This window comes from Pseudomonas sp. GW821-FHT03E01 (assembly GCF_059420765.1).
The window spans coordinates 518,809-543,300 of sequence record NZ_JBWKUI010000001.1; the positions used below are offsets into that span (position 1 = coordinate 518,809).

General features: G+C 58.3%; 25 protein-coding genes and 3 pseudogenes. 17 read left to right on the forward strand and 11 right to left on the reverse strand.

What is annotated here, in order from left to right; genetic code table 11:
- Positions 1-25: 25 nt before the first annotated feature.
- Both ilvA and AC07VO_RS02340 read right to left on the reverse strand, forming a co-directional pair.
- A pseudogene (ilvA, locus tag AC07VO_RS02335) lies at positions 26-1,021 on the reverse strand (threonine ammonia-lyase, biosynthetic); the annotation flags it as partial.
- A 222-nt stretch (positions 1,022-1,243) separates the two neighbouring features.
- Entirely contained in the window at positions 1,244-2,722 is a 1,479-nt protein-coding gene (locus tag AC07VO_RS02340; protein ID WP_173861192.1) for a RimK family ATP-grasp domain-containing protein, read from the reverse strand.
- A 200-nt stretch (positions 2,723-2,922) separates the two neighbouring features.
- Between AC07VO_RS02340 and rimI the strand changes: the two are divergent.
- Positions 2,923-3,369 (forward strand): annotated as a pseudogene (rimI, locus tag AC07VO_RS02345) (ribosomal protein S18-alanine N-acetyltransferase); the annotation flags it as partial.
- 55 nt (positions 3,370-3,424) lie between these two features.
- Here rimI and AC07VO_RS02350 read toward each other — a convergent pair.
- Together AC07VO_RS02350 and AC07VO_RS02355 are read right to left on the reverse strand one after the other, a co-directional pair.
- Complete coding sequence (locus AC07VO_RS02350; RefSeq protein ID WP_192350605.1) at positions 3,425-4,573, reverse strand: PQQ-dependent sugar dehydrogenase; 1,149 nt, start codon at positions 4,571-4,573, stop codon at positions 3,425-3,427.
- Between the two features lie 51 nt (positions 4,574-4,624).
- Positions 4,625-4,987 (reverse strand): hypothetical protein, encoded by a 363-nt coding sequence (locus tag AC07VO_RS02355; RefSeq protein WP_138867625.1) that lies wholly within the window; start codon positions 4,985-4,987, stop codon positions 4,625-4,627.
- A gap of 213 nt (positions 4,988-5,200) precedes the next feature.
- On the opposite strand from AC07VO_RS02355, the gene ku reads away from it, so the two are divergent.
- Entirely contained in the window at positions 5,201-6,061 is an 861-nt protein-coding gene (gene ku / locus AC07VO_RS02360; RefSeq protein ID WP_192350607.1) for a non-homologous end joining protein Ku, read from the forward strand.
- 80 nt (positions 6,062-6,141) lie between these two features.
- Here ku and lpxO read toward each other — a convergent pair whose 3' ends face one another.
- Complete coding sequence (gene lpxO / locus AC07VO_RS02365; protein ID WP_026286412.1) at positions 6,142-7,041, reverse strand: lipid A hydroxylase LpxO; 900 nt, start codon at positions 7,039-7,041, stop codon at positions 6,142-6,144.
- A 234-nt stretch (positions 7,042-7,275) separates the two neighbouring features.
- Here lpxO and AC07VO_RS02370 point away from each other — a divergent pair, with 234 nt between their 5' ends.
- Together AC07VO_RS02370 and AC07VO_RS02375 are read left to right on the forward strand one after the other, a co-directional pair.
- On the forward strand, positions 7,276-7,953 hold the full coding sequence (locus tag AC07VO_RS02370; RefSeq protein ID WP_192350609.1) for an SOS response-associated peptidase family protein: 678 nt from the start codon (positions 7,276-7,278) through the stop codon (positions 7,951-7,953).
- Between the two features lie 182 nt (positions 7,954-8,135).
- Positions 8,136-8,348 carry a hypothetical protein gene (locus tag AC07VO_RS02375; RefSeq protein WP_081626507.1) on the forward strand — a complete coding sequence of 71 codons (213 nt, stop codon included), beginning with the start codon at positions 8,136-8,138 and terminating at the stop codon, positions 8,346-8,348.
- Here the strand turns inward: AC07VO_RS02375 and AC07VO_RS02380 are convergent.
- Entirely contained in the window at positions 8,318-8,659 is a 342-nt protein-coding gene (locus AC07VO_RS02380) for a hypothetical protein (protein WP_064618085.1), read from the reverse strand. The genes AC07VO_RS02375 and AC07VO_RS02380 overlap by 31 nt on opposite strands.
- Positions 8,660-8,813: 154 nt before the next feature.
- Here AC07VO_RS02380 and dapF point away from each other — a divergent pair, with 154 nt between their 5' ends.
- Positions 8,814-9,632, forward strand: a complete 819-nt coding sequence (gene dapF / locus AC07VO_RS02385) for a diaminopimelate epimerase (RefSeq protein ID WP_064618087.1) — start codon at positions 8,814-8,816, stop codon at positions 9,630-9,632.
- Positions 9,633-9,671: 39 nt separating this feature from the next.
- On the opposite strand, the gene AC07VO_RS02390 is transcribed toward dapF, so the two are convergent.
- Entirely contained in the window at positions 9,672-9,953 is a 282-nt protein-coding gene (locus tag AC07VO_RS02390; RefSeq protein WP_081626508.1) for an excalibur calcium-binding domain-containing protein, read from the reverse strand.
- A gap of 348 nt (positions 9,954-10,301) precedes the next feature.
- Here AC07VO_RS02390 and AC07VO_RS02395 point away from each other — a divergent pair.
- From AC07VO_RS02395 to AC07VO_RS02405, 3 genes and pseudogenes are all read left to right on the forward strand, one after another.
- A pseudogene (locus AC07VO_RS02395) lies at positions 10,302-10,573 on the forward strand (hypothetical protein); the annotation flags it as partial.
- Positions 10,557-12,146 (forward strand): ABC-F family ATPase, encoded by a 1,590-nt coding sequence (locus AC07VO_RS02400; protein ID WP_026286413.1) that lies wholly within the window; start codon positions 10,557-10,559, stop codon positions 12,144-12,146. The pseudogene AC07VO_RS02395 and the gene AC07VO_RS02400, both read left to right, overlap by 17 nt.
- A 169-nt stretch (positions 12,147-12,315) precedes the next feature.
- Positions 12,316-13,503: an MFS transporter gene (locus AC07VO_RS02405; protein ID WP_018926066.1), complete on the forward strand. Its 1,188-nt coding sequence runs from the start codon at positions 12,316-12,318 to the stop codon at positions 13,501-13,503.
- A 27-nt stretch (positions 13,504-13,530) separates the two neighbouring features.
- On the opposite strand, the gene AC07VO_RS02410 is transcribed toward AC07VO_RS02405, so the two are convergent.
- Both AC07VO_RS02410 and AC07VO_RS02415 read right to left on the reverse strand, forming a co-directional pair.
- Positions 13,531-14,568 (reverse strand): alpha/beta hydrolase family protein, encoded by a 1,038-nt coding sequence (locus AC07VO_RS02410; protein ID WP_018926067.1) that lies wholly within the window; start codon positions 14,566-14,568, stop codon positions 13,531-13,533.
- Between the two features lie 169 nt (positions 14,569-14,737).
- On the reverse strand, positions 14,738-15,349 hold the full coding sequence (locus AC07VO_RS02415; protein ID WP_064618091.1) for an FMN-dependent NADH-azoreductase: 612 nt from the start codon (positions 15,347-15,349) through the stop codon (positions 14,738-14,740).
- A gap of 130 nt (positions 15,350-15,479) precedes the next feature.
- Between AC07VO_RS02415 and AC07VO_RS02420 the strand changes: the two genes are divergently transcribed.
- Both AC07VO_RS02420 and AC07VO_RS02425 read left to right on the forward strand, forming a co-directional pair.
- Entirely contained in the window at positions 15,480-16,388 is a 909-nt protein-coding gene (locus AC07VO_RS02420) for a LysR substrate-binding domain-containing protein (RefSeq protein WP_018926069.1), read from the forward strand.
- Positions 16,385-16,744, forward strand: a complete 360-nt coding sequence (locus AC07VO_RS02425) for an MmcQ/YjbR family DNA-binding protein (RefSeq protein ID WP_026286414.1) — start codon at positions 16,385-16,387, stop codon at positions 16,742-16,744. Before AC07VO_RS02420 ends, AC07VO_RS02425 begins: the two co-directional genes overlap by 4 nt.
- A gap of 18 nt (positions 16,745-16,762) precedes the next feature.
- Here the strand turns inward: AC07VO_RS02425 and AC07VO_RS02430 are convergent, their stop codons facing one another.
- Together AC07VO_RS02430 and AC07VO_RS02435 are read right to left on the reverse strand one after the other, a co-directional pair.
- Positions 16,763-17,191: a DUF1294 domain-containing protein gene (locus tag AC07VO_RS02430; protein ID WP_086946410.1), complete on the reverse strand. Its 429-nt coding sequence runs from the start codon at positions 17,189-17,191 to the stop codon at positions 16,763-16,765.
- Complete coding sequence (locus AC07VO_RS02435; protein WP_192350611.1) at positions 17,188-18,018, reverse strand: undecaprenyl-diphosphate phosphatase; 831 nt, start codon at positions 18,016-18,018, stop codon at positions 17,188-17,190. Before AC07VO_RS02435 ends, AC07VO_RS02430 begins: the two co-directional genes overlap by 4 nt.
- A gap of 295 nt (positions 18,019-18,313) precedes the next feature.
- Here AC07VO_RS02435 and AC07VO_RS02440 point away from each other — a divergent pair, with 295 nt between their 5' ends.
- The 7 genes from AC07VO_RS02440 (at position 18,314) to fapD (ending at position 24,469) form a co-directional block, all read left to right on the forward strand.
- A complete protein-coding gene (locus AC07VO_RS02440) occupies positions 18,314-19,948 on the forward strand; it encodes a methyl-accepting chemotaxis protein (protein WP_192350613.1) in 1,635 nt (544 codons plus the stop codon).
- Positions 19,949-20,187: 239 nt separating this feature from the next.
- Positions 20,188-20,751, forward strand: coding sequence for a nicotinamide riboside transporter PnuC (gene pnuC, locus AC07VO_RS02445; protein ID WP_192350615.1), 564 nt, complete (start codon positions 20,188-20,190; stop codon positions 20,749-20,751).
- A complete protein-coding gene (locus tag AC07VO_RS02450) occupies positions 20,748-21,272 on the forward strand; it encodes an AAA family ATPase (protein WP_192350617.1) in 525 nt (174 codons plus the stop codon). Before pnuC ends, AC07VO_RS02450 begins: the two co-directional genes overlap by 4 nt.
- A gap of 398 nt (positions 21,273-21,670) precedes the next feature.
- Positions 21,671-22,123, forward strand: coding sequence for a functional amyloid chaperone FapA (gene fapA / locus AC07VO_RS02455; RefSeq protein WP_192350619.1), 453 nt, complete (start codon positions 21,671-21,673; stop codon positions 22,121-22,123).
- Between the two features lies 1 nt (position 22,124).
- Positions 22,125-22,718, forward strand: coding sequence for a fibril amyloid subunit FapB (fapB, locus tag AC07VO_RS02460; RefSeq protein WP_018926077.1), 594 nt, complete (start codon positions 22,125-22,127; stop codon positions 22,716-22,718).
- Between the two features lie 64 nt (positions 22,719-22,782).
- Positions 22,783-23,721 carry an amyloid-like fimbrin subunit FapC gene (gene fapC, locus AC07VO_RS02465; protein WP_086946101.1) on the forward strand — a complete coding sequence of 313 codons (939 nt, stop codon included), beginning with the start codon at positions 22,783-22,785 and terminating at the stop codon, positions 23,719-23,721.
- Between the two features lie 67 nt (positions 23,722-23,788).
- Positions 23,789-24,469 (forward strand): fibril amyloid maturation endopeptidase FapD, encoded by a 681-nt coding sequence (gene fapD, locus AC07VO_RS02470; RefSeq protein WP_138867630.1) that lies wholly within the window; start codon positions 23,789-23,791, stop codon positions 24,467-24,469.
- Positions 24,470-24,492 lie beyond the last annotated feature (23 nt).

Consider the following 24,492-nt stretch of genomic DNA (forward strand, 5'->3'; position numbering starts at 1 on the left):
CCATCCCTCACGCCGGGGCGCCGCTCAATGCGGCGCGCTCGGCCACATGACGCAAGCTGTCGAAGTTGATATTCGCACCGGAGTCGATGGCCACCAGGGTCTGCCCTCGGGTGCCGGTTTTCGCCACGTACTGTTTGATGCCCGCCACGGCCAGGGCGCCGGAAGGTTCGGTGATCGAGCGGGTATCGTCGTAAATATTCTTGATCGCGGCGCAGAGTTCGTCGTTGCTGACGGTCAGCACTTCATCGACGCAAAACCGGCAGACCTCGAAACCATGCGCGCCGATCTGAGCGACGGCCACACCATCGGCGAAGGTGCCAACGGTCGGCAGCACAACCCGTTCGCCGGCCTGTAAGGCCGCCTGCAAACAGGCGGAATGTTCCGATTCGACACCGATGATCCGCACTTCCGGGCGCAGGTATTTGACGTACGCGGCGATACCGGCGATCAAGCCACCGCCGCCCACAGGCACAAAGATCACATCCAGCGGCCCTTGGTGCTGACGAAGGATCTCCATGCCGACGGTGCCCTGCCCGGCGATCACGTCCGGGTCGTCGAAGGGCGAGACAAAGGTGCGGCCGGTTTGCTGTGCCAGGTCCAGCGCATAGGCCAGGGCAAACGGAAAACTTTCGCCGTGCAGCACCGCATCGGCACCCCGGCTGCGCACACCCAGCACCTTTAATTCCGGCGTTGTGCAGGGCATGACGATAGTGGCGGCAATCCCCAACTCGCGAGCCGCCAACGCTACGCCTTGGGCATGATTGCCTGCCGATGCGGTGATCACGCCCCGAGCCTTCTGTTCATCGCTCAGGTTCACCAGCTTGTTGTAAGCACCACGGATCTTGAAGGAAAAAGTCGGTTGCAAGTCTTCGCGCTTGAGCAGGATCTGATTACCCAACGCCTCGGACAAGGCCGGTGCCGCTTGCAGCGGCGTGCGCACGGCGAGTTCGTAGACCGGCGCGGCGAGGATCTTTTTCACGTAATGCTCAAGCAAACTCTGCTGGGTGGGGGTGCTGTTCATGGTCGTCTCCTGACGTTGATCGGAGCCCAAGAGACAGAAACTAAAAACCCGCCTCTAGGGCGGGTTGGGTGCTGCAGTCGTGAGCTAGCCCGCCAAATAAGGAATGGCGGTAATAATGCTTGGCTGGCAGCGCAATACGGTGGAAGTCATGGCTGGAAATTAGCCGGACGCTGATGGCAAGTCAATGGCCAAATTTCAACAAGCTCGGTAGGTTGAGGCCACTCACCAAGCCTGACCACGGCGTTTGAGCTCCAGCCGCCGGACGAACTCTTCCAGCACCAGCGTGTACAGATCGTCCTGCAGGTACGCGTCTTCGATGCCGGCGTCGATGTTCGGGTTGTCGTTGACTTCGATCACAACCACTTTGTCGCCGGACTGTTTGAGGTCGACGCCATAGAGTCCGTCGCCAATGAGATTCGCGGTTTTCACCGCCAGTTCAACCACCGCGCGCGGCGCTTCGTGAACCGCCAGGGTGCGGCATTCGCCGTTGATGTCCTGGCCTTTGGCCTTGTGGTTGTAGATCTGCCAGTGGCCCTTGGACATAAAGTACTGGCAGGCAAAAATTGGTTTGCGGTTGAGCACACCAATGCGCCAGTCGTACTCGGTGTAGAAGAACTCCTGGGCCAGCAGCAACACCGAGTGTTCGAACAGTTCGGCGGTGGCCTTGAGCAAGGCTTGCTGGCTTTCGACCTTGATGACGCCCCTTGAGAAACAGCCGTCGGGGATTTTCAACACCAAAGGAAACCCCAGACGCTCGCCTACCCGCTCAAAGTCTTCCGGTCGCTCCTTGTAGAGGATTTCAGTGGCCGGCATGCCCAGTTGATGGCTCTTGAGCAAGTCAGTCAGGTAAACCTTGTTGGTACAGCGCAGGATCGACGCCGGATCGTCCATCACCACCAGGCCTTCACTCTCGGCTTTTTTCGCGAAACGATAGGTGTGGTTGTCGACGCTTGTCGTCTCGCGTATCAGCAGCCCGTCGTATTCGGCGATTCGGGCGTAGTCTTTGCGTTCGATCAGCTCAACGTCGATGCCCAGCATCTTGCCGACCCTGACAAAGTTGTCCAGAGCCTTGGGGTTGGAGGGCGGCAATGCTTCTTGCGGGTCGTGCAGAATGGCCAAGTCATAACGGGCCAAGCGCCGAGAGCGTGGCAGGCGCCAGATCTTGCGACTGAAACTATCTAGCGCGTTTGCAAACTGATCTTCCTGATCTTCACGCAACTTATGCAGGGTGCCGAACTTTACACCTTCGATGTGCCAACCGTTAGTTCGACGAAATTCAACTAACAATATCGGACAAGGAAAAACCTCGAATAACTGTCGAGCCAATTCCTGTAATGGCTCGATTGAGGTCTGGCCGAAGTACAGGGTCAAGGTGAAACCTTCGGTATCGCTGTAAACATGATGACTTAAGGCTTTTTCCAGGGTTTTATCCAGATCGTCCAAGGCCAGGCCATACAGGGACTTTCGGGTCAGCTCGCTGATGGTCCGCACCGACGGAATCACCTTGTGCCCCCGCGCTTCGGCCAACAGCGAGCAGTAATAACCGTGCCCGAGGTACTTGTAACTGCGGCACAGGTTGATCACCTGAACCCGTTTGCCCTGCTCGTTGTTACGGGTCTGTTCGAGGTATTCCTGGGCGGTGACGATGTCTTCACTGGGAAAGTATGAGGCCCAGTCTTCCTTGCGTTCGACGATTATCATCAACGGACTGGAAGTTCTGATCGAGGCATTTAAATAGTTTGCAGAAGTTATTGCCGTCGGCAACGTTTGTTCGGATACTTCGCGCCAATGACCTTGTACCGCTGACATAGTGATTGATCCGTTGGAGAACAAGACCTTTCCTATTAAGCACGAACTTTTTCGAAAGTCCCGTTTCGTTACGCAACTTTTACGGCGGTCATATGAATCCTGTTTTTCGCCTGGCGGTCATTGAAGACCTTCCAGCACTGCTGGCACTCGAACAGCAATGCTTCACCACCGACCGGCTCAGCCGGCGCAGTTTTCGATGGATGATCAGCCGGGCTCACGGGCAACTGCTGGTGGCCCAACGTGGCGAGCGATTGGTGGGGTATGCGCTGGTGTTGTTTCACCGGGGTACTTCACGGGCACGTCTGTACTCGATTGCGATCGCCGTTGATGCTCGCGGCAGTGGGCTGGGCAAGCAATTGCTCGAACGCGCCGAAGCCTGCGCCCTTGAGCACGATTGCGCCTGCCTGCGACTTGAAGTTCGCATCGACAACCCGATGGCAATCGCTCTGTACGAGCGCAACGGTTATCGGCGATTCGGGCTGATTCATGACTATTACCAAGACCATGCCGACGCGATGCGACTGGAGAAACACGTTCTGTAGCAGCTGCCGAACACAGGCTACGCCAGCAGCTACAAAGGTTGTGCGAGTCTGTTTACTTCAACCCAACCTTGTACAACGCACCATCGTCTTCATCGGTCAGTACATACAGATAACCATCCGGCCCCTGCCGCACATCGCGAATCCGTTTGTTCAGCTCACCCAACAGCCGCTCTTCGTGAACAACCTTGTCGCCGTCGAACTGCAGGCGGATCAGCTCCTGGCCCACCAGCGCGCCGATAAACACGTTGTGCTGCCAGGCCTTGAAGCGATCGCCATCGTAGAACGCCATGCCGCTGAGGCCGGGGGATTTTTCCCAGACATGCTGTGGACCTACGGTGCCTTCGACGATTTTGCCCTTGGCTTCCGGGATCGGCAGGCCGGAATAGTTGATGCCGTGGGTTGCTATCGGCCAGCCATAGTTCTTGCCACGCTCGATGATGTTGACTTCGTCACCGCCCCGGGGGCCGTGCTCATTTTCCCAGAGCGTGCCGCTCCAGGGATTGAGCGCCGCGCCTTGCGGGTTGCGATGGCCGTAGGACCAGATTTCAGGGCGTACGCCTTTTTGCCCGACGAAGGGGTTGTCCTTCGGCACCTTGCCGTCCGGATAGATCCGCACCACCTTGCCTTGCAGCTTGTCGAGGTCCTGCGCCGTGGGTCGATCGTTGTTCTCGCCCAGGGTGATGAACAGATAACCGTCGCGGTCGAACACCAGACGGGAGCCGAAGTGATTGCCAACCGAAAGCTTGGGCTCCTGGCGGAAGATCACATTGAAATCCTTGAGGGCCGTCAGGTCTTCCGACAACCGTCCGCGACCGACCGCCGTACCCGCCTTGCCGCCCTCACCGCCACCTTCGGCATAAGACAGATAGACCATGCGGTCTTGCTTGAAGTCGGGCGACAACACCACATCGAGCAACCCGCCCTGCCCCTTGGCCCAGACCTGAGGCACACCGCTGAGCGGGCTCGAAAGTTTGCCATCGACACTGACCACCCGCAGGTTGCCCGGCCGTTCGGTCACCAGCATCCCTTGGCGACCGGGGAGGAACGCCAGCGCCCAGGGATGCTCCAGACCTTTAACGATCGGCGTGACCTCAAGGGTGCCCTCCTCACTTTTCAATTCCTGGGCAGGCGCAGCAAACACGGGCGCACTGATGATCAGTACGCCGGCAAATAGTGTAGTCAGGAGGGTCTTACGCAACATGCACGATTCCTTTTGTGGTCAAAATGGCTGGCAAGACCTCTGTCCTGCCGTTCAACGGTTGCTGGTGTCTGCGTCCCGATGAGGTGGATTGGGTATGAATGTCGGTGGGCTGGCGGGAGCCTGGCGATCCTGCGGATAACGGTTGCCGATACCGCCGTTCTCCAGGGTCGGTGGTCGCGGCGCAGGCGCCGTACTCGGCCCGCGGATCACCGGGATGCCGGGTCGCGTGCCTTGCATGCTGTTGGGATTGGCCCGGCGGATCGGGTTGTTGTAAGGATTGTTATTGGTGCTGCCCGGCAGGTTCTGGGCCAGCAGCAAGGGCGAGGATGGCGGCGCGGCGGCATCGGCCAGGGCCAGGCTGCTTAGCACGCCACTCAACGCCAGTGCGATGACGCCGAACACACATCGGTTCATGGAAACCTCTCTAAAAGCGCGTGCAACGCTTCATGGATGAATAGAGCCACGCTACGCCCGGGGTTCGAATTTGTTAACTAAAACCTCCTTCAGAAGATGTAACACCAGTTGACTGCACCGTCGATCAGCCCGCAAAAGCGGGTCGCAGCCGACTGAAACTTTCCTCCGGGCAATAGGTCACCTGAACATCAATGGGCTGACGAGAACACGACGATGGCACGGGCAATCTGGAAAGGCGCAATCAGTTTCGGTCTGGTGCACATCCCCGTGGCGCTGGTCTCGGCGACGTCTTCCCACGGGATCGATTTCAACTGGCTCGACAGTCGCAGCATGGAGCCGGTGGGCTATAAACGCATCAATAAGGTCACTGGCAAGGAGGTCACCCAGGCGCACATCGTCAAAGGGGTCGAGTACGAAAAGGGTCGTTACGTGGTGCTCAGCGAAGAGGACATTCGCTCGGCCCATCCACTGTCGACCCAAACCATCGACATTTTTGCCTTTGTCGACAGCAAGCAGATCCCCCTGCAAAACATCGACACACCCTATTACCTGGCGCCGGACAAACGCGGTGGCAAGGTCTATGCGCTGTTACGCGAAACCCTCAGCAAAACCGGCAAGGTCGCCCTCGCCCGTGTGGTGTTGCATACCCGCCAGCACCTGGCGGCCGTCATGCCGCTGGAATCGGCCCTGGTTCTGGTGATGCTGCGCTGGCCGGCCGAAGTGCGCAGCCTGGATCAATTGGAGTTGGGCAGTGAAGTGACCAGGCCGGACCTGGCCAAGGGCGAGCTGGAGATGGCCAAACGGCTGGTGGAGGACATGAGCGCCGACTGGACACCCGAGGAGTACCGCGACAGCTTTGAAGACAAGATCATGGCGCTGGTTGAGCAGAAGGCGAATGAAGGCAAGATCGAAATCGTCGAAACCGCTACGGGAGAGGACGAACGCAGGACCGCGGATGTGATCGATCTGACTGAACTGCTCAAGCGCAGCCTCGGTGCCAGGAGTGCCGGTAAAACGGCAGAAAAAGCCAAAGCGAGCACAGATAAAAAAGCCACGAAGCGTTCTCGTGGCTGATCGGTTAGTGGAGTGCCTATACGTTATGCGGTGAAAATCCTGGCCTGCTTGCAATGACTAAATGCGCCGCAAAGCAAAACTCAGATCAGCACAAAAATCGCCAGCAACCCGCCAAAAATCGCCCACTTCTCCAGGTAATAGCGAGCGCGGTTACGCTTTTTGAGTGCTTTGCCGCGCAGGCGAACCGTGTAGATTTTGGCAAACAATCGGTTGATAGCACCGGTCTTGTCACCCGCATCGTTCGGTGCCCCCGCCGCCGCCATCACTGTGCGGCTGAACCAGCGGTTGAACGCCGCCGCCCAGCGATACTTCATCGGCCGTTCGACGTCGCAGAACAGGATGATGCGGTTCTGCTGGGTGCTGTTTTCAGCGTAATGAATGAACGTTTCATCGAACATCACCGCTTCGCCGTCACGCCAATGGTAGCTTTCACCGTCGACGTTGATATAGCAACCGGCATCGTTCGGCGTTTCCAGCCCCAGGTGATAACGGTACGAGCCGGCATACGGATCGCGGTGGCGGACCAGTTTGGAACCCGGTGGCAGTTCGGCAAACATCGCTGCCTTGATCGAGCCAATGCTTTGCACCAGTTCAGTAGTACGCGGGCAGAGCTTCGCGGCCGATGGGTGACTGTCGCCATACCACTTGAGATAGAAACGCTTCCAGCCACTTTTGAAAAACGAGTTGAAACCAACGTCGTCGTACTGATTCGAGCGCTTGATCTCCCCGGCCTTGAGCAGGTTCTGGCCTTCGGCGCGAATCTCTTCCCAATGAGCCTGCAAAGGGCTCAAGTCAGGAAAGTCCGCCGGATTGAGATAAGGCCGATTGGGGATTTTCGAGAACATATAAAGGAAGCAATTGATCGGCGCCAGAAACGTCGAGTGGTCGCTTAGTTGGCGGCCTGGTTTGTGGCGCACCTTACCGCGCAAGTGGACATACGCGATGGAGATGACATAGATAGCGGCAATAATGAGTTTCACGGAAATCGTCACACGTCTGAAATGAACAAAGTGCGTCCCGATGGCGCGTTCTTGAGCCATGCCGACAATCGACATGGGGGCGAAAGATGTCATTTTAGCCATACTTTGTAACCAATAGTTAACCTTCAACTGTGAAAATGTGTCTACTCATGCCCGCCAAAATGCCACGCGGCTTTAACGCCCTATTAGTTCAAAGGATCGTCTAAGCTCAGATGTAAGCATGAGGGCTCAGCCATGTGCGGACGACTTTCGCAGTACCGAGGCATTCACGACTTCGTCAAGGCGCTGAGCATGCCCAACGCCTTGGTCAACAATGCCGGCGATCAGCCATTCGAGCTCTACAACGCCGCACCGACGACTCAGCTCGCCCTCTTCCACCAGGAAGGCGACGTGCTGCACGCCGACAGGGTTCGCTGGGGCTGGCGGCCGCATTGGTCCGAAGAACACCCTATGCCGATCAATGCCAGGGTCGAGAAAGTCAGTCACGGCCCATTTTTCAAAGCCATATGGCCGCACCGGGCGATCGTTGCCATCGATAACTGGTTTGAATGGGTTTACGAGGGCGGTCCGAAGAAGCAGCCCTACCTCATCCGCCGCAAGGATCGCGCACCGATCCTGTGCGCGGCGATCGGTCAATACCCAAGGTACGAACATCAGCCGGACGAACATGACGGCTTCGTGATCATCACCGCCGACAGCAAGGGCGGCATGGTGGATGTTCATGATCGCCAGCCGGTGGCGCTGAATGCCGAACTGGCCCGGGAATGGCTGGACCCGGCCACGCCGAAAGAGCGAGCCGAGCAGATAGTACTGTCGCAGGGCGAGCCGGCCGAGACATTCGAGTGGTTCAAGGTTGATCAAGCCGTGGGCAATGTGCACAACGATGGCCCTGGACTGATCGAACCTATCTGAACATCGCGCGACACCATTCGTCGCATGGAAAGCGTGGCGCGGAATACGCGTCAATGTCTGGCTTAGGGTTTGCACATGCCGGCGATAGCGGCCCCAGAACGACGTAATTCTGACGCGGCGGCATTCACATTAACGTTTAAGGACTCCAGCGATACGCTTGGTCAGTCACCGGGAGATGTAACGTGTCAACTCTCAACGAAATCGCAGCGAACCACGCGAGAATGGCTAAGGCAAAGGAAGAAGAGTCGACCGGGCTGAGTGAGCGCCCCCCTCAAATAGTGGGCAGTTTCGAAATCACATGCATTGATGAGCAACAGCACATTCCACTGCACCTGATCACTGGCGTACAGGACAACCACCATCATTACAATGGGCAGATAGCAACAACGTCATAACCACTGTCTGGAGAAGTGATCTGCACAGTCCAGCCTTGCGTAAAAGTCATCTCGTGATACTCGACGATGGCGCTGATTTCCGGGCAAAGCTTTTTGGCGTCCTCTGGAGAACGGTCTACCGAGATATTGACCGTACGATCCTCGGCCGAGAATTCGGAGGCCTGGGTCAAGGCATCATTGCCATCGAGGATTTTGCAGAGCAATGAGGCGTTTTCGGCGGACTCATCCGTAGCGCTGGAGTCAGCGTATTGAGCCGTCACAATCGTCAGGAAACAGAACATACCTGCTGCGAATTTGTTTCTCACTTCCATGTTCCTTGGGTGGGGGATGGAATACTAATTCAAGAGTCGATCAATCGTTATCGGTTTCGAGGGCCGGTGTTTTTCTTTACCCGCTCACGGCTTGCAAAGGTTATGTGATTGGGGCTAGATCGTTCTCAAACGCCAGTTCGCCCAGGATCTATTTATGCCGCTGAGTTTTCATAAAATGCACGCCAATGGCGATGACTTCGTCATTGTGGACTCGCGAAACTCGGCCAATCCAGTGACAAGTAGTTTGGCTCGGCGAATGGGTGATCGGAACCGAGGCGTCGGATTCAATCAACTCGCAGCAGTGCTTGATTGCGATGATGCCGATGCCCGCTTGATGTTTTGGAATGCAGATGGCTCCACGCTGGATGCTTGTGGCAGCGCAACGCGGGGTGCCGCGGACATGCTGATGCGCGAATCCAATATGACTTCGATAGCGCTGCGAACCAACCGTGGCCTACTCACTTGCGAACGAACTTCAGCCGGCGCAATTTCGGTCAACATGGGCGAGCCGCTTTTCGGCTGGTCGGATATTCCCCTGGCTCAGGAACTGGACACTGCTGTTTTGCCACTGGCTGGTGGCCCGGCAGCTTGCAGCATGGGCAATCCTCACTGCACCTATTTTGTGGATGATCTGACAGCCATTGATATAGCGACCATCGGACCGACCATTGAAACCGACCCACTGTTTCCTCTCAGGACGAACGTGCATTTCGTCCAGATCATTAACCGACAACACATACGGTTGCGCATTTGGGAGCGCTGGGGTGGTATTCCGCTTGGTTCAGGCTCTTGCTCTTGTGGCGCCGCTGTCAGCGGAATTCGTCGTGGTTTATTAGACCATTCCGTTGAGGTTGAATGTGATGGCGGCACCGTAACGGTTCAATGGGATGGCGTGGGCCCGGTCTTTCTCATCGGGCCGGTAAAGACTATTTTTTCGGGAACAATCACGGACAACTTATTACAAGTTTTGTAGCCGTCAGGCCCGTTTATTCCCCTTGTCCCGCGGCAAAAGTCATTGGCACCACTGCGACTCACAGGGCACGCCATCGTTGTCGCCATCCATTTTCATTCCCGGACAATTTTGCAGAAATTTTTTGGCCTCTGCACACGAGGTCATCTGCGAGCAATATTGGCGTCCGTCACATTTGAATGGCGCAGAAACAGGTTTCGGCGCAGTCGCGACTGTAGGGGTTACTTTCGGGGGCGGTAGCTTGGCTTCAACCCAAGGTTGTAACTCGGGGGAAAGCTTCCAGGCCAACAAACCAATGATTAACACGACCAAAATCAGTTTCATTTGATTCATCCGTGACTAGAGGCCGTTTATATTCTAGTCGCTTAGAACGAATCATCTGGCAAGAGCAACCAAAGCCTCGATGCCCTGGAGAGAGACTGCCGCCTCATGCGGCGTGGAGAGATAAATCCGGATAGGTGCCCACCCTGACCAAGTGCTGGCCATTCAGCAATCCTTCTGAAAGACACCTGGCCGGGCAAGCGCTGCCGACTTTACCCAGAGCAGCGCCCAGTGTCCCTAACACAACGCTGAACAAAAATAACATTGGCGTGTAATCAAGGATTTGCGCAGCGTTTCGCCACCCACCAGGACGAACCATCCCCTCGGGCAGACCCAAGCAGCGGGGCCAACCTGAAGAAGCTCGCGACACGTTATCGCGCGCCGTACAACTGCCGTCACACTTATGCGACAATATGCAGAATGTCTGGCATGAATCCCGCCTTTATTGCCCAACAGCTTGGACAAGCGTCCAGATGCTGCTCTCGACTTATGCGCGCCGGTTGAAGTCTAGCGGTGACTGGGGAGAGATGGAGAAACTCCAAAACGCCCCAGGTATGGCCCAAGCGCCAAAATGCGCAGCTCGCAACCCATTGATAGGTAAAGTAATTGATCTCCACAGCTAACATCACGATGCAGTTCGGCGCCAAGCCGCTATTCGAAAACGTTTCGGTCAAATTCGGCGCGGGCAACCGCTACGGCCTGATCGGCGCCAACGGTTGCGGCAAGTCGACTTTCATGAAAATCCTCGGTGGCGATCTCGAGCCGTCCGGTGGCCAGGTCATGCTTGAGCCGAACGTGCGTCTGGGTAAATTGCGTCAAGACCAGTTCGCCTACGAAGAATTCACCGTGATCGATACCGTGATCATGGGTCACGAAGAGCTGTGGAAGGTCAAGGCCGAGCGCGATCGCATCTACTCGCTGCCGGAAATGACCGAAGAAGACGGCATGGCCGTGGCCGAGCTGGAAACCGAATTCGCCGAAATGGATGGCTACACCGCCGAGTCCCGTGCCGGCGAGCTGTTGCTGGGCCTGGGTATCGGCATCGAGCAGCACTTCGGCCCGATGAGCGAAGTGTCGCCGGGCTGGAAACTGCGCGTGTTGCTGGCGCAGGCGCTGTTCTCCGATCCTGAAGTGCTGTTGCTCGACGAACCGACCAACCACCTGGACATCAACACCATCCGCTGGCTGGAAAACGTGCTGACCCAGCGCTCCAGCCTGATGATCATCATCTCCCACGACCGTCACTTCCTGAACAGCGTGTGCACCCACATGGCTGACCTGGATTACGGCGAGCTGCGCCTGTTCCCAGGCAACTACGACGAGTACATGACCGTGGCGACCCAGTCCCGCGAGCAACTGCTGTCGGACAACGCCAAGAAGAAAGCGCAGATCTCGGAACTGCAATCGTTCGTCAGCCGCTTCTCGGCCAACGCCTCGAAAGCCAAGCAGGCAACTTCCCGCGCCAAGCAGATCGACAAGATCCAGCTGGCCGAAGTCAAACCTTCGAGCCGTGTCAGCCCGTTCATTCGTTTCGAGCAGACCAAAAAGCTGCACCGTCAGGCGGTCATCGTCGAGCGCATGGCCAAAGGCTTCGACGGCAAGACCCTGTTCAAGGACTTCAGCTTCACCGTTGAAGCCGGCGAGCGCGTGGCGATCATCGGCCCGAACGGTATCGGTAAAACCACCCTGCTGCGCACCCTGGTCAACGAACTGACCCCGGACGCCGGCACCGTGAAATGGACCGACGCCGCCGAGCTGGGCTACTACGCCCAGGACCACGCGCACGACTTCGAAGACGACTGCAACCTGTTCGACTGGATGGGCCAATGGACCCAGGGCGGCGAGCAACTGGTTCGCGGCACCCTCGGGCGCATGCTGTTCTCCAACGACGAGATCCTCAAGTCGGTCAAGGTCATCTCCGGTGGTGAGCAAGGTCGCATGCTGTTCGGCAAGCTGATCCTGCAAAAGCCGAACGTGCTGGTAATGGACGAACCGACCAACCACTTGGACATGGAATCCATCGAGGCGCTGAACCTGGCGCTGGAGAACTACCCGGGCACGCTGATTTTCGTCAGCCACGACCGTGAGTTCGTATCGTCCCTGGCCACCCGCATCATCGAGTTGAGCGCCGATGGCGTGATCGACTTCAGCGGCACCTATGACGACTACCTGCGTAGTCAGGGTGTGTTGATGTAAGGCGGCTTCTGGCTGCAAATGGAAAGCCCCGTTCTGGTGACGGGGCTTTTTGCATTTCAGGTTGATCCACTTACAGCCGATCTGTCATCCACATCGTTAGCCTGCTTTCTTTTATTTCACGCCCGCGCCATGATGCAGTTCTCCTACCGCCGCCCGCGATCGAGCTCTCATGTCTGTGCAGCAACTGCCCCCGCAAAGCTCCATGGCGATCACCCTGCAGATCGTTTCCATCGTTTTCTATACCTTTATTGCCTTCCTCTGCATCGGCCTGCCGATTGCCGTGTTGCCGGGGTATGTGCATGAACAGTTGGGGTTCAGCGCCATCGTTGCGGGGCTGACCATCGGTTCGCAATACCTGGCCACCCTGCTCAGCCGTCCGATGGCCGGGCGCTTGTCGGACAGCGTCGGCACCAAACGGGCAATTGTTTACGGGTTGTCGGGGATTGTGTTGAGCGGCGTGCTGACGCTGCTGTCGACCCTGCTGCAAAGTTTGCCGCTGTTGAGCCTGATCATCCTGATCGCTGGCCGGTTGTTGCTGGGGATCGCCCAAGGGTTGATCGGAGTCGGCACCATCAGTTGGTGCATGGGCCAGGTCGGTGTCGAGCACACGGCACGTTCGATTTCCTGGAACGGGATTGCCTCATACGGCGCCATTGCCATTGGCGCACCGTTGGGCGTGGTGATGGTCGCTGAATTGGGCTTCGCCAGCCTCGGGATCGTGCTGTCGTTACTGGCCCTGTTGGCACTGCTGTTGATCCGCAACAAACCCTCGGTGCCAGTGATTCGCGGCGAGCGGCTGCCGTTTTGGGCGGTATTCGGGCGCATTGCCCCTTTCGGCGCGAGCCTGAGCCTGGCGTCTATCGGCTACGGCACGCTCACCACTTTTATTACCCTGTATTACGCCAGTCGTAGCTGGACGGGAGCGGCTTACTGCCTGACGGTGTTTGGGGTGTGTTTTATTCTGTCGCGGCTGTTGTTCATTTCCAGCATCAGCCGTTTCGGCGGCTTCACCTCGGCCATTGCCTGCATGAGCATTGAAACCTTGGGGCTGATCCTGTTGTGGCTGGCGCCCTCGACCGTTTACGCCTTGATTGGCGCAGGCCTGACCGGCTTCGGCCTGTCGCTGGTCTATCCGGCGCTGGGCGTGGAAGCGATCAAGCAGGTGCCCAATTCCAGTCGCGGCGCGGGTTTGAGTGCTTATGCGGTGTTTTTCGATCTGGCGCTGGCGATTGCCGGGCCGTTGATGGGCGCGGTGGCGTTGAACCTGGGGTATGCGTGGATTTTCTTCAGTGCGGCGTTGTTGTCCGTGACCGGGCTCGGTTTGACCCTGTTACTGAAACACCGGGCGATGGTCTAAAGCCTGCTGTAAATCTCTTGCGGGAGTTTATTGATCGGCAGTTTGCATGCCGGCCCGACTCGGTTTGCCCAGGGCATGGGAGAAGAAACGTCCGGCTTCGGAGATCAGGTTGCGGTGAATGTCCTTGCGGTCGACGCCGTCGGCATCGGTGCACAGCGCCGGCATGGCGGCGATCTGTTCTTCGTTGCACGGTGCCAGGAACACGAAATGCCCTGCCCCGGCCAGCAATTTGAAATCCGGTGCAGTCGGCAGTTTGCGCGCCAGCGCTGCGGCGTTTTTGTCGAACGCCACCAGTTTGTCGCCATCACCGCTGTATAGCAGCACCGGCACATGCACGTCGGCCAGGGTCTGGCGGCCGAACTTCAGACTCAGCGGTGCCATCAACAACAAGGCATGCACTCGTGGGTCTGGCACAGGCTGCAAGTCATCGCGGTCGACGATCAATTCACCTTGCGTGTTGCAGGCATCATGATCGTCCGGGCGCTCATGACAATAACGGCGCAGACGGTCCAGGTCCGGCGTGGCGCCGGACAGGATCAACGCGGTCTCACCGCCCGCCGAATAGCCGATCACCCCGACCTGATCGGCATTGACGAAGGGCGCCAGCATACGGTCGCCCAAGGTCGCGGTAATGGCTTCGGAAATCTGGATCGGCCGCCCGTAAAGATTGCTCAAGGTGCCGAGGCGGCTGTGGTCTTTGGAGTTGTCGCCGGGATGGATCACCGCCACCACCACAAACCCCTTGCGTGCCAGCGAGGTGGCCAGATCGTGCAGGGCCAGCGGGGTTCCGGTGTTGCCATGGGACAGCATCAACATCGGGAAGCGTCCGATGGCGACTTTGGTGTCTTCACCGGCTTCGACCGTGTAACCCTCGAGCTTGCTGGAATGTTCCCTCTCACTGGACGGATAAAAGGCGATGGCGCGCATCGGCTGCAAGTCCAGCGGATCGAGGAACGTCATCTCATGGAAACCGACGCTCCAGTGAGGAAACAGCACAGGCGCGGCGTGCACTGAATTCAGGCTGCCGAACAGGCAAATCAGTAATGTTGCACAAAGACGCACCATGGGATGCCCCACCTTATTACCTGACCGCAGATATTAACCCTCGACTGCATAACCTGGGCCAGAAACTGATCGCCGCCAGAAACAAAAAACTCTGTACCTGGCCATCACGATGACCAGAATACAGAGTTTCAGGGGTATTGCCCGAGCTGTTTACGACTTTACGCAAGCCTTACGCGGCGGCGAACAGTTGTTCGCTGATTTGCGCCTGAGCGTCGCTCATGGCTTTGCTGCGCACTTCATCACCGTAGGCCAGGCCATGGGCGCGGACGAACTCGATGTCGGTGATACCGAGGAAGCCGAACATCACCTTCAAGTACTCTTCGTGAGCAGTGCCGGTCGGTTGGCCAGCGTGCAAACCGCCAGCCGTCGAAACGATCACCACTTTCTTGCCGCCGCACAGGCCTTCAGGGCCGGCTTCGGTGTAGCGGAAAGTCTGGCCGGCTACGGCGATGCGGTCGATCCAGGCCTTGAGTTGGGTCGGGATAGTGAAGTTGTACATCGGCGCTGCAATCACGACGGCATCGGCGGCGAGGAATTCGGCCAGGGCCTGCGCACCCAAATCGGCTTCATGCTGTTGCGCGGCGTTGCGCAGCTCAGCGGCGGTGCCAGCGGCGACCAGCGTGGCGGCGGAAAAATGGCTGATGGCATCGGCGGCCAGGTCGCGGTAAGTCACCACAACGCCAGGCTCGGCGGCTTGCCAGGCTTTGACGACTTCACCGCTCAACTGACGGGAAGCCGAGTTGTCACCCAGAATGCTCGAATCGATATGCAGTAATTTCATGTGGGATCTCCAAGGTGAGGATCGCCACCCGGCGATCTGATGGAAACAATCCTACCAACGAAACCAATAGCTGATTAGCTGGCAATAATGCGATAGTTCGTCCCACTGATAGAACAGCTGGATTTAAATCATGCAAGATCTCAACGACCTCTACTACTTCGCCAAGGTGGTCGAGGCCGGCGGCTTCGCGGCGGCCGGGCGTTTGCTCGGGATTCCCAAGTCTCGGTTGTCACGACGCATCGCCGAACTGGAAGAACGCCTGGGCGCGCGTCTGTTGCAACGCACCACCCGCCAACTCAACCTGACCGCTGTGGGCGAGCGCTACTTGCGGCACTGTCAGGCGATGCTGCTGGAGGCCGAGATGGCCGACGAAGCGGTGGCCAGCATGTCCAGCGAACCCCGGGGGCGGCTGCGGGTTTCCTGCCCGGTGGGGTTGGCCCACGACATGTTCCCGTCGGTGATCAGCAAGTTCCTGGAGAAATTCCCGCAGGTTCAGCTGGAGATGCTGCTGCTCAATCGCCGGGTTGACCTGGTGACCGAAGGCGTCGATGTCGCCTTGAGAGTGCGGGAACTGGGAGATGAAGACCCACTGCTGGTCACCCGCCGCTTACGTCAGGCGCAGACTGTCATGGTCGCCAGCCCGGCGTTTCTTCGCGAGCGGCAGATCAAGACCCCGGACGACTTGAAAAACGTACCGATATTGGGCGCACTGGAAGCCGATCGGCTGGTGCATCTGCGGATGCTCGACCAGCAGGGCAAGGCCTGTGAAATGACATTCGAAGCCCGATTGGGCATCGACGATTTTCTCGTGCGCAAGGCGTGTACCCTGTCCGGGCTGGGTTTCACCGTGTTACCGATGATGTATTGCGAGCAGGAACTGGAAAACGGCTCACTGGTGCAGCTGCTACCTGACTGGTCATTGCCGGGCGGTTGGCTGCAAGCGGTCTACCCTCATCGGCGCGGGGTAATGCCGGCAGTACGCGCCTGGATCGACCATTTGATCGAATCATTCAATGCCTGTGGGGACCGACTGTTATGAAGGCAAGACCAATGAGCGAAGAGGATGTCGCGCAATTCTGCCTGGCGCTGCCCGGCGCGCGGGAGGATTACAAGTGGGGGGGCGTAAGGGTGTTTTCGATTGCCGGGAGCAAGATGTTCGCCTTGCAGAACCTGCGGGGTCAGTCCCTGGCCTTCAAGGTCGACAAGGACCTGTTCCTGGGCCATTGCGACCGACCGGGCATTCACCCGGCGCCGTATCTGGCCCGGGCGCAGTGGATCATCATGGACACGCCCTACCCGCTGGGTACCGAAGAGCTGCAAGGCTTGCTGCAACGTTCCCACCAACTGGTGGTGAGCAAGTTGCCCAAACGCACGCAGATCGGCTTGCTGCTTTAAAACAGCTTTAGAACAGCTTTAGAACAGCGCGAACAGCTGAGCACCCAGAAACAACTGGTCGATCCAGAACACCTGATGCATCAGCACGATGAGCCAGAACACCAGTTGAAACGAAACCTTGCGGGTTTTGTGCCGAAACACTTGCTGGGCCAGCAAGGCACCCGGCCAACCGCCCGCCAGTTCCACCGCGTGCAAGACGTTCTCCGGCGTGCGCCAGCTGTCGGCGCGGGCCTTGTGCTTGTCGCCCCAGTACAGGAAAAACGCCAGCACGCTGACGATGCCATAGGCGGCCAGGGGAATCACCGACACCCCGCGCAGCCACAGCGACACCGAGCCAAACAACGGCACTGCGCACAGCAAAACGAACACCAGCAATTTCAACCGCAGGTTTTGAATCGCTCCCCCGGGCTTGCGCCCGGGGTTGTTGCGTGCGGCGGCGTCGCTCATGGCTTGGCCGCGGTCCAGTCGACCCAACCGAACTGCCAGGTCGCCAGAATCACCAGGCCAAACACAATGCGATACCAGGCGAATGCCGCGTAGCTGTGGCTGGCGATGAACTTGAGCAGGCCCCGGACGGCGATCATCGCAAAGATAAACGCGGTGACGAAGCCGATGGCGAACACCGGGAAATCAGCCGGCACAAACAGATGGCGGTATTTGTAGCCCGAGTAAACCGCTGCGCCGACCATGGTTGGCATGGCAAGGAAGAACGAGAATTCGGTGGCCGTCTTGCGCGACAACCCGAACAGCAAACCGCCGATGATCGTCGAACCGGAACGCGAGGTCCCCGGGATCATCGCCAGGCACTGGGCGAAACCGACTTTCAGGGCCTCTTTCCAGGTGATGTCATCGACGCTTTCGGCATGCACGACATGCTGCCGGCGTTCAGCCCACAACATGATGATCCCGCCCACGACCAATGCGCTGGCCACAGTGATCGGGTTGAACAGGTACTTGTGGATCAGGTCGGCGAAAATCACCCCCAATACCACGGCCGGCATGAAGGCGATCAACAGGTTCGCGGTAAAGCGTCGAGCGCTGGGCTGCGTCGGTAAACCGATGATCACGTCGAGGATCTTGCGACGGAACTCCCAGACCACCGCAAGAATCGCGCCGAGCTGAATGATGATGTTGAAGGCCATCGCCCGCTCGCCGCCGAAGTCGAGCAGGTCCGCCACAATGATCTGGTGCCCGGTACTGGAAATGGGCAAGAACTCGGTCAGCCCTTCTATAACGCCTAAAATCAATGCCTGAAAGGCTGTCCAAAGATCCATCATTCCCCCAAGAAGCCATGCCCCCAGGCATGCCCCGTTAATAATTTGTAGAGCGTTATTCGCGATCAGCGTGCGCTGAAACCCCGCGCGCACAAGATCCACACAAAACCGTAAAAATTCCGTGAAAAATCGACTCGGACTCAGGTTTTTCCGCGCGGGGCCGAAATCCTATCAGACAAGCCTCATTTACGCTGCCGCGTAATAAGACCTGAGTCGGATAGGCCCCGATCGGCAACGTGTGGTTGGATGCTGGCGATCGTTTATGACAAGAACAAGAAAACGGAGTAACAGCGTTATGAACAGCTTGCGCAGTGTGTCGATCAGTCGACGCTTGTGGCTTATCTTGATCGTGGCCGTGGTGATGCTGTTGACGTTGGGTGCGTTGATGCTCAAGCAGATCCACGACGACCTCTATCAGGCCAAGGCCCAGAAAACCCAGCACGTGGTGCAGACCGCCAGTGGCATTCTGACCTACTACCACGGCCTGGAAACCGCCGGCACCCTCACCCGCGCCGCCGCGCAACAGCAGGCACTGACCGCCGTGCGGGGTTTGCGCTACGACCAGAATGACTATTTCTGGATCAACGACCTGACGCCGGTCATGGTCATGCACCCGACCAATCCAAAACTTGAAGGCCAGAACCTCTCGACGATCCGCGACCCGGATGGCTTTGCACTGTTCAACGAAATGGCCGCCATCGCCAAGGCCAAGGGCGCAGGCATGGTCAACTATCGCTGGCCGAAACCGGGTGCCAGTGCGCCGGTGGAAAAAACCTCCTACGTCAAACTGTTCGAGCCCTGGGGTTGGGTGATCGGCTCAGGCGTGTACATCGACGACATGCAGGCCGAGTTTAATGCGCAGGTCTGGAAGGCGTCTTTCGTCGGCCTGGTGATTGCCCTGATCATGGCGCTGCTGGTGATCATGATTGCCCGCAGCATCGTGCGCCCGTTGCAGGAAACCGTGAATGCCATGGCCAATATCGCCAGCGGTGAAAGCGACCTGACCCGCAGCCTTGATACCCACGGCCAGGACGAAGTCACGCAACTGGCCCGACACTTCAACGCCTTTACCGCCAAGCTGCGCCTGGTGATCAATCAGTTGCAAGTGTCCGCCGGCGCGCTGGGCCAGTCTTCCAGCGAACTGGGCAACGACGCCGCACAAGCCCAGCAACGCAGCCAGCAGCAGTCCCAGCAAATGGAACTGGTGGCGACCGCGATCAACGAAGTGACCTACGGCGTGCAGGATGTGGCGAAAAACGCCGAGCACGCGGCCAGTGAAATGCGCGATGCCGAATCTCAGGCACAGCAGGGACAGATCAATATCGATGGCAGCCTGCAGCAGATCGACAAGCTGTCTTCGACCATCGATCAAGCGGTGGAAGTGATTCGTACGCTGGCCGACGAAAGCACGCAAATCGGCAGTGTCCTGGAAGTGATTCGCTCTATCGCCGAGCAAACCAACCTGCTGGCCCTCAACGCTGCCATCGAAGCCGCCCGGGCCGGTGAGCAAGGTCGAGGGTTCGCGGTGGTCGCCGATGAAGTGCGCCTGCTCGCCCAGCGTACCCAGAAGTCGACGGCAGAAATCCAGTCGATGATCGAACGCCTGCAAAGCCATTCCGAAGCGGCGGTCAAGGTCATTGGCGACAGCAGCCGCGCCTCGCAACTGACCATCGAGCAGGCCGGCCTGGCCGGTGCCAGCCTGAATGCCATCGGCCAGGCCTTGCGCAACCTCAACGGCTTGAATGCCTCGATTGCCAGTGCAACCTTGCAGCAGGCGCATGTGGTGGAAGACATCAATCAGAACGTCACCCAGGCCGCCGGGTTGTCCCACAGCACGGCATTGGCGGCCGAGCAGTCGAGCGTGGCCAGTGTTCATCTCAAGGAATTGAGCGAACAGTTGAACGGGTTGCTCAAGCAGTTTCGCGTCTGATCACTTGTAGCAGCTGGCGCAGCCTGCGTTCGGCTGCGCAGCAGTCGTGAAATCAGGCGACGCCGGTTCCAGATAGACCGTGTGCGCAGAATTTACGACGGCTTCGTCCGAATGCGGCCCACACCGAACGCAGCCTCGCAGGCTCGGCAGCTGCTACACCGGACTGCGCAAGCCGGTTCTACTTGGCCGCGCCTGCCGCTACAATCCTCCCCCCTTTTCGTCTTCCCCAAGGATCCTCCATGTCCGGGCTTGAACTGTTTGCCGCCGCCCTCGGTGTGATTGCCGTCTGGCTGACGGTCAAACAGAACCCCTGGTGCTGGCCGGTCGGTCTGGTCATGGTGCTGCTGTACAGCTGGATCTTTTTTGAGGTGAAGCTGTATTCGGACATGCTGCTGCAAGTGATCTACGCCGCGTTGCAGCTTTACGGCTGGTGGCAGTGGACTCGCGCGGGCGTGACGCATGACGGGCGGCACGTCAGCCTGCTCGATGGCCAATCCGTCGCGATCGGTCTGGCCGTGGGCGCGGTCGGCAGCCTGCTGCTGGGGGCTGCGATGGCTCACTGGACCGACGCCGCCCAACCCTGGCTCGACGCCGCCTTGACCGGTTTCAGCCTGGTAGCCCAGCTATGGATGGCGCAAAAACGCCTGCAATGCTGGCCGCTGTGGGTCGCGCTGGACGTCATCTTCGTCGGCCTGTTCATCTACAAAGAGCTGTACCTGACCGCAGCCCTCTATGGGGTTTTCGCCCTGCTGGCGGTGCAAGGCTGGCGGACGTGGCGCGCCGACCCGGCGTTGCGCACATGAAAGTCCTGGTGCTCACGGGCCCCGAATCGAGCGGCAAGAGCTGGCTCGCCACCGAGCTGCAACAGCAATTCGGCGGCGTTCTGGTGGGTGAATACGTGCGTTGGTTCATTGAACAGGAGGCACGGGACACCTGCCTCGCGGATATCCCCGAGATCGCCCGCGGCCAGTTGCAATGGGAAGATGATGCCCGCGCCCTTGCGCCACCGTTGCTGATTCTCGACACGCACTTGCTGAGCAACATGCTTTGGAGCCAGACCCTGTTCAGCGATTGCCCGGCCTGGCTCGAACAAGTGCTGCTGGCCCGGCATTACGACTTGCACTTGCTGTTGTCGCCTGAACTCGTCGACTGGACCGACGATGGCCAGCGCTGTCAGCCGCAGCTGGATCAACGCCGGGCTTTTTTCAACGCGACTCAAGCGTGGCTGGAGCAGCATCGGCAATCTGTTCAAGTGATCCAGGGTGACTGGGCAGAACGCCGAGCCCAAGCGTTGCAGGCCGTCACTCTGCTGCTTGAGCGCTGACCTGTATCCCGCTGTAGCAGCCTCGCAAGCTCGACAGCTGCTACAGTCGCCAACACCCCAGCACCCGGCATTTGTTGCGGTAATTTTGCAAATACGTCCGCTTCTGAAACACACCTCTGCTCCCTAACCGCCCGTCTAAGCGTCGTTCATCATCCTGTCATGCCATGTGTTAAAGCGCTGATACATCACAGCGCAAACCACGGATCCAGAGCTCTATCCCGCTTTTTTCCCGTTGCAGCTCCAGATTTTGTCTCAGGCCTGAAACAGCTCAACCATCGATCCACCTTGCTTGATCGATAACCCCTTGAATCAAAACAACAATCAAAAAGCGGCACGACTTTCGCTCTCTCCTTCACAACGCTGATTAGGGCCAGCGCACAACAGAAGGAATCGCAGTCGTGGGGACTTTTCGTAAAGGCTTTACGCGCTTGATGCTGCTCGGATGTGCCGCCGTCTCGGTACTCAGTTTTGATGTTCAGGCTGAAGGCAATGGCGTCATCGTGCTCACTCGCGATGTACAGCCCCACACCATCGGCAGACCGCCATTCCAGAAAGACCCCTACCCGATCACTGTCAACGCCAACCCTTCGGATCGTGTCACCTCGACACTCAACAGCACCGAACTGAGCGATGGTGAGTTCGCCAGCGTGGCCAGCGGTTCGTCCATCAGCAACAACATCAATCAGAACGGGAGCGTACCCGGCAGCCTCAATGTCGTGACCAATCCCAATGGCATGCCCGGCATGAGCGTCGGTCACGGCGGCGGTAGCGGTGGCGCGATTTCGGGAACGATCAACCATGCCATGAGTTCCGGCCTCGCGCCGTTGGGCAGACTGGCGGGAGGTCAATGACATGAGCCGCTCCCTGATCCTTCTCGCCCTGGTCATCGGTGCCAGTGTGAGCCCAGGCGCCATGGCCGACTCCAGCGTTCCGGTGGTCAACACCGCCAACATTCTGGATTCCGGCGCCCGGTACAACGGCAACTTCAACGTCAACCAGGCCTCCGGCGATCAACAGCAACAGGCCAATACCCGCGCCATCGCCATCGGCACCACTGATGCCTCGGCGACCACCCGCGTCATCCAGAAACTCGACACGCCCGCCAACCCGTCGATGAACGCGACGGCCACCATCGGCGGCAACTCTTTCAGTCAAGGCAACGGTGCACTGGGTGTCAACCAGGGCGCCGGGGCCAACAACCAGATGGCCAACGCAATGCGCATCAGCATCAGTGCTGCGCCGCAAAGCGTCGACGATAGCGCCCTTTCTCAACAGAACGTGGCGTTGTTACCAAGCTCAGGGGCAACTGACGCTTCAAAAGGCAGTCGCCAGGTCGTGACAAGCGACCAGGCCTTCACCGGCAGCCGAGGAGTGATTCAGGTGAACCAGAGTGCCGGGGTGGGGAACCGAATGGCTAACACCCTGAGCATACGGGTCGCTGACTGACCCGAACGCAGTGCGATTAGAAAGTAACCAACACTTAACCAACTAATAAGCACGGAGAATCACCATGAAACCCACAATGGCTCTCAAGCCTCTGGTCTTCGCCTTGGCATCCGTCATGGCGATGGCTGCACAGGCCAGCGACAACGATCGTGGTCACCACCATCATCACGGCCCCAAAGGCCCCACCTGGGAACAACAGCTGTCAATCGACTCAGCCGCCAACGCCTATGTAGGGGACACACAGGACAGCAGCGGCAACTCGGTACTTAACCAGGGCACCAAAAACACTGCCAATGCCGACAACTCACTCAACGGTTCCAATGGCAACATGGGCGCCAACGTGGCTGGCGGTGACGGCAACCAACAAGACAACGCCGCCGCGCTGGCGACCGCCGATGAAAGTTTCATCTTCGGTTCTGCCACTGCAACGTCCAACGCCTATCAGTACAACACCGACAACTACGTCAAAAACCGCTCTACCCAAAATAACGCCACGCTCAACAATGCTGGCAACAACGGCTCCGGCAACATTGGCATCAACGTGACTGCCGGCAACTTCAACCAACAGAAAAACAACCTGGCGATTGCCGTGTCTGGCGGCCGGGTAGCAACAGCCTCGGCTGACGCTTACCAATCCACCACCGGCCTGGATGTCGACAACAAGGCTGACCGGACCCACGTCACCACCACCCTCACCGATACCACCACGTCCTCGGGCACCTTCAAGGCCAAAGGCACCGGGACGATCGACGACAGTGGCTGGGGTCACAGAGGCGATGACAAGTTCAAATTCAGCGCCGTGGGCACCTTCGATCTGGCTGGCGTCACCACCCATCAAGTGCTGACTCCAGACGGCTGGAAAAACCCGGTTGTGAACAACGCCTCCATGACCAACTCGATGAACAGCTTCTCCGGCAACGGCGGTGCCAACGTGTCGGCGGGTGTGGGCAACCAACAAAGCAACTCTCTGTCCATTGCTGCCGGCTGCAGAGCCTGCATGTAATCGCGATCGAAATGAAAGCCCCGGCAACGGGGCTTTCTTTCCACGGTTCACCAAAGGCGTATCGATCATGCGTACGACAGCTTGTTTCGCCCTGCTGTGCCTGTGCGGCCTGACTCAGGCGGCGCAGATGCCGGTGGCCGCCTTACCGGGCGGCATGCTGGTTTACAAGCAGGTGCAAAGCGTGCGTGAGCGCAAGTTCAGCGACATCGTCGAACAAAAAACCGACTTCAGCTGCGGCGCTGCCGCACTGGCTACGGTGCTACGCCAGGCTTACTGGCTCGATGTCGATGAGGAACACATCATCAAAGGCATGCTGATCAATGCTGATCAGAACCTTGTCCGTACTCAAGGTTTCTCCATGCTGGACATGAAGCGCTACATCGAAGCAATCGGCATGCGCGCGCGTGGCTACCGGATACCGCCCGAGAAACTCGAAGCGGTGACCATTCCGGTGGTGGTGCTGATGGAAATTCGCGGCTACAAGCATTTCGTGGTGATGCAGCGGGCGGACAAGAACTGGGTCTATATCGGCGACCCGGTGCTTGGGCACAAACGCTATTCCCATGATGACTTTGTCAAAGGCTGGAACGGCATCGTCTTCGCTATCGTGGGTCCCGGGTACGACAAAACCAATGCATTGCGTAGCCCTCCGGAACCGCTGACGGCCAAGAACAAACTGGACACTTTCAACCCGGTCAAAGATGCCGAATTGATGGACTTTGGCTTCATTCAGAGCGACTTCTTCTAATCGCCCACTGATGATAGAGAGGG

What these genes read in the sequence shown, in the direction of transcription:
- AC07VO_RS02340 (WP_173861192.1), bottom strand. Translation starts at nt 2,722, where the DNA reads ATGATAATCGTCGAACGCAAGGAAGACTGGGCCTCATACTTTCCCAGT.
- AC07VO_RS02350 (WP_192350605.1), bottom strand. Translation starts at nt 4,573, where the DNA reads ATGTTGCGTAAGACCCTCCTGACTACACTATTTGCCGGCGTACTGATC.
- AC07VO_RS02355 (WP_138867625.1), bottom strand. Translation starts at nt 4,987, where the DNA reads ATGAACCGATGTGTGTTCGGCGTCATCGCACTGGCGTTGAGTGGCGTG.
- ku (WP_192350607.1), top strand. Translation starts at nt 5,201, where the DNA reads ATGGCACGGGCAATCTGGAAAGGCGCAATCAGTTTCGGTCTGGTGCAC.
- AC07VO_RS02370 (WP_192350609.1), top strand. Translation starts at nt 7,276, where the DNA reads ATGTGCGGACGACTTTCGCAGTACCGAGGCATTCACGACTTCGTCAAG.
- AC07VO_RS02380 (WP_064618085.1), bottom strand. Translation starts at nt 8,659, where the DNA reads ATGGAAGTGAGAAACAAATTCGCAGCAGGTATGTTCTGTTTCCTGACG.
- dapF (WP_064618087.1), top strand. Translation starts at nt 8,814, where the DNA reads ATGCCGCTGAGTTTTCATAAAATGCACGCCAATGGCGATGACTTCGTC.
- AC07VO_RS02390 (WP_081626508.1), bottom strand. Translation starts at nt 9,953, where the DNA reads ATGAAACTGATTTTGGTCGTGTTAATCATTGGTTTGTTGGCCTGGAAG.
- AC07VO_RS02405 (WP_018926066.1), top strand. Translation starts at nt 12,316, where the DNA reads ATGTCTGTGCAGCAACTGCCCCCGCAAAGCTCCATGGCGATCACCCTG.
- AC07VO_RS02410 (WP_018926067.1), bottom strand. Translation starts at nt 14,568, where the DNA reads ATGGTGCGTCTTTGTGCAACATTACTGATTTGCCTGTTCGGCAGCCTG.
- AC07VO_RS02415 (WP_064618091.1), bottom strand. Translation starts at nt 15,349, where the DNA reads ATGAAATTACTGCATATCGATTCGAGCATTCTGGGTGACAACTCGGCT.
- AC07VO_RS02420 (WP_018926069.1), top strand. Translation starts at nt 15,480, where the DNA reads ATGCAAGATCTCAACGACCTCTACTACTTCGCCAAGGTGGTCGAGGCC.
- AC07VO_RS02425 (WP_026286414.1), top strand. Translation starts at nt 16,385, where the DNA reads ATGAAGGCAAGACCAATGAGCGAAGAGGATGTCGCGCAATTCTGCCTG.
- AC07VO_RS02430 (WP_086946410.1), bottom strand. Translation starts at nt 17,191, where the DNA reads ATGAGCGACGCCGCCGCACGCAACAACCCCGGGCGCAAGCCCGGGGGA.
- AC07VO_RS02435 (WP_192350611.1), bottom strand. Translation starts at nt 18,018, where the DNA reads ATGGATCTTTGGACAGCCTTTCAGGCATTGATTTTAGGCGTTATAGAA.
- AC07VO_RS02440 (WP_192350613.1), top strand. Translation starts at nt 18,314, where the DNA reads ATGAACAGCTTGCGCAGTGTGTCGATCAGTCGACGCTTGTGGCTTATC.
- pnuC (WP_192350615.1), top strand. Translation starts at nt 20,188, where the DNA reads ATGTCCGGGCTTGAACTGTTTGCCGCCGCCCTCGGTGTGATTGCCGTC.
- AC07VO_RS02450 (WP_192350617.1), top strand. Translation starts at nt 20,748, where the DNA reads ATGAAAGTCCTGGTGCTCACGGGCCCCGAATCGAGCGGCAAGAGCTGG.
- fapB (WP_018926077.1), top strand. Translation starts at nt 22,125, where the DNA reads ATGAGCCGCTCCCTGATCCTTCTCGCCCTGGTCATCGGTGCCAGTGTG.
- fapC (WP_086946101.1), top strand. Translation starts at nt 22,783, where the DNA reads ATGAAACCCACAATGGCTCTCAAGCCTCTGGTCTTCGCCTTGGCATCC.
- fapD (WP_138867630.1), top strand. Translation starts at nt 23,789, where the DNA reads ATGCGTACGACAGCTTGTTTCGCCCTGCTGTGCCTGTGCGGCCTGACT.